Genomic DNA, 2,359 nt, shown 5'->3' with positions numbered 1-2,359 from the left:
AGTTTCTGTAGCTGCAAAAACGAGACCGACTACAAATAATATAACAGTCAATTTCGTTTATACGCCGAAAGAAGAACGGAAAAAAGGGTACGCATCTAATTGTGTAGCTGCACTTAGTCAACGTATGTTAGATGAAGGCTACAAAACGACCACATTATATACCGATCTAGCGAATCCAACATCTAATAAAATTTATCAAGAAATTGGTTATGAGCAAATTATGGAGTCTGTACTTATATTTTTRGAGAAATAGAATGAAAAGGCRCGCTATWWTAGCGTGCCTYTTYKYTATTCATCAATTCGAAYWACYTCRCCYTGCGGRAARTYCTCAGTTTCTAGTAAGYTACGAATAGCTTTCGCAACATATTCAGGTGACAGTAGMTTTCCTTCTTCTTTTAAWGYGRYRAAKMGRTCTAAGTTWRTAAAGTCTTCYTTATTTGTWTCACGAATTKGTGCTTGCATATTTGTATCAACAACACCTGGCGCAAAAGCGATGATTTTTACAGGATGTTCTTTTTCCGCTTCTTCAGTAGCAACGCACTGGGTAAACATATTTACACCAGCTTTCGTTGTACAATAAGCTCCCCATCCAAAATAAGGATTTTTTCCTGCGCCAGATGAAATGTTTATAACGCGTTTATCTACTTTCCAGTCTTTCGTATGTTTCATGAAAGCGGAAGTAAGGATCATCAGTGCGATTAAATTAATTTGAACGTTCGTAATCAATAGTTCACTTTCTGATTTTTCGATGGGTTTTATTGGTGCAACTGTGCCTGCATTATTAATTAAATGAATAGATGAGACAGTGTCTTCTTCAATAGATGAAAAGATTTCGTTAAAGCGATTTTCTAAATTATGTACATCTTGAAGATCTRCGGAATGGAAAATACAATTGCTGTTCTTTTGCTCTGCGAGTTTTGTAAGCTCTTTATTTTCTCTCCTAGAAATAGAGATGACTGTTGTATTTTCTTCTAACAATTGTGCGGCGATTGCCTCACCTAAACCTTGTGAAGTTCCTGTTACGATAACGTAGCGCATAGTGTAGTAAACTCCTCTCCATATATGTGGAATTTTGTTGGACAACGTACATTGTATAGTTTGTCTACATTTTATAGTATAGAGCACTTTTTACTATAAATGAAATGAGATGATTGTGTGCCTTTTATGAATCGCTTTACAACAACAGTAACTGGTGCCGTCACGTTCACTGGGAACACGTTAGGACTAAGTCCTACATCGCCTGCACCAAATAATAACTTCGGTACGATTGATGTGTTTACAACGGTAAATACATCGCTTCAAGTGCCTGGATTCCCAGCAGGAACAACGAATGACTGGCCATTAAATTCTTCAAGTGCAATTTTGAACCTTCCAGCAGGGAGTAGTGTTTTATACGCAGAACTAGTGTGGGCCGGCACATACCGGACAGATACAGAGGATGTTACAGCGTTTTTAAATGATAATATTTCATTTACAACACCAGCAGGAACATTTTCTGTTGCACCAGATCCTGCAACTGCTCAGCAGGGCTCAGTTGGAAACCAGTTTTATTACGTTAGATCTGCCAATGTAACAAATTTTGTTAACGCAGGGGGAGGGGGAACATATACAACTGGAGGTGTCCCTGCTGCAAGAACTGCTGCTAATCCAACAATTAGTCGCTCAGCAGGTTGGACTCTTGAGGTAGTGTATCAAAATGCGAGTTTACCACTTCGGAATTTATCAGTGTATGCAGGTCAAGAAATCATCGATGCTTCATCACCACCAGTTGATGCTACTATTTCAGGTTTTGCTACCCCGGCGACAGGTTCTGTTACAGGAAGGGTGCTTGTAACTGCTCAAGAAGGTGATTCTAACATTGCTGGAGATCAACTTCGTTTTGGACCGAATGCAAATGCTACAGTTGCTTTATTTGGACCGAGAAATCCTACAAATAATTTCTTTCAATCACAAATTTGTAATGATAGTGGCAATCTAGATACGAGCGGCACATTTGGAGATTTGAATCAGCCGTTAGGRATMGCTTTRGCSGTYCGAAGACAAGGGTGGGATATTACRAAYGTAGATGCWTCATCRTCATTAGTWAATAATCAAACKTCAGCRACWGTTCGYTTCRTTACAAATGGAGATGGGTATGCAGCGTCTGGTTTTGGTGTTCAAATAGATGCGACGGGGCCAATTATAAATCCTGTTAAATCGGTTGATAAAACAGTTGCGGCAGTTGGAGATATTCTCACCTATACGATTACCGTTCCGAATACAGGGTCAGGAAGTGCAGATAACGTTGTATTACAAGACAGTATTCCGAATGGAACGACATTTATAGCTGGTAGTGTTACAGTGGGGGGAGTAACGCAGC

The 2,359-nt window shown here is 39.4% G+C and carries 3 protein-coding genes; 2 read left to right on the top strand and 1 reads right to left on the bottom strand.

The window, feature by feature from the left end:
• Positions 1-253 (top strand): GNAT family N-acetyltransferase (locus AC1DJR_RS26735; protein ID WP_477003931.1); only part of this gene is annotated, 253 nt, incomplete at its 5' end.
• Between the two features lie 35 nt (positions 254-288).
• Here the strand turns inward: AC1DJR_RS26735 and AC1DJR_RS26730 are convergent.
• Entirely contained in the window at positions 289-1,038 is a 750-nt protein-coding gene (locus tag AC1DJR_RS26730; protein WP_477003932.1) for a (S)-benzoin forming benzil reductase, read from the bottom strand.
• A 117-nt stretch (positions 1,039-1,155) separates the two neighbouring features.
• On the opposite strand from AC1DJR_RS26730, the gene AC1DJR_RS26725 reads away from it, so the two are divergent.
• Positions 1,156-2,359, top strand: a 1,204-nt coding sequence (locus AC1DJR_RS26725; protein ID WP_477003930.1) for a DUF11 domain-containing protein, incomplete at its 3' end; no start/stop codon positions are given.

It is taken from the genome of Bacillus sp. 05T31, assembly GCF_056396725.1.
The sequence above is the reverse complement of the archived record's forward strand: the minus strand, read 5'-3'. Positions and strand labels throughout refer to the sequence as shown.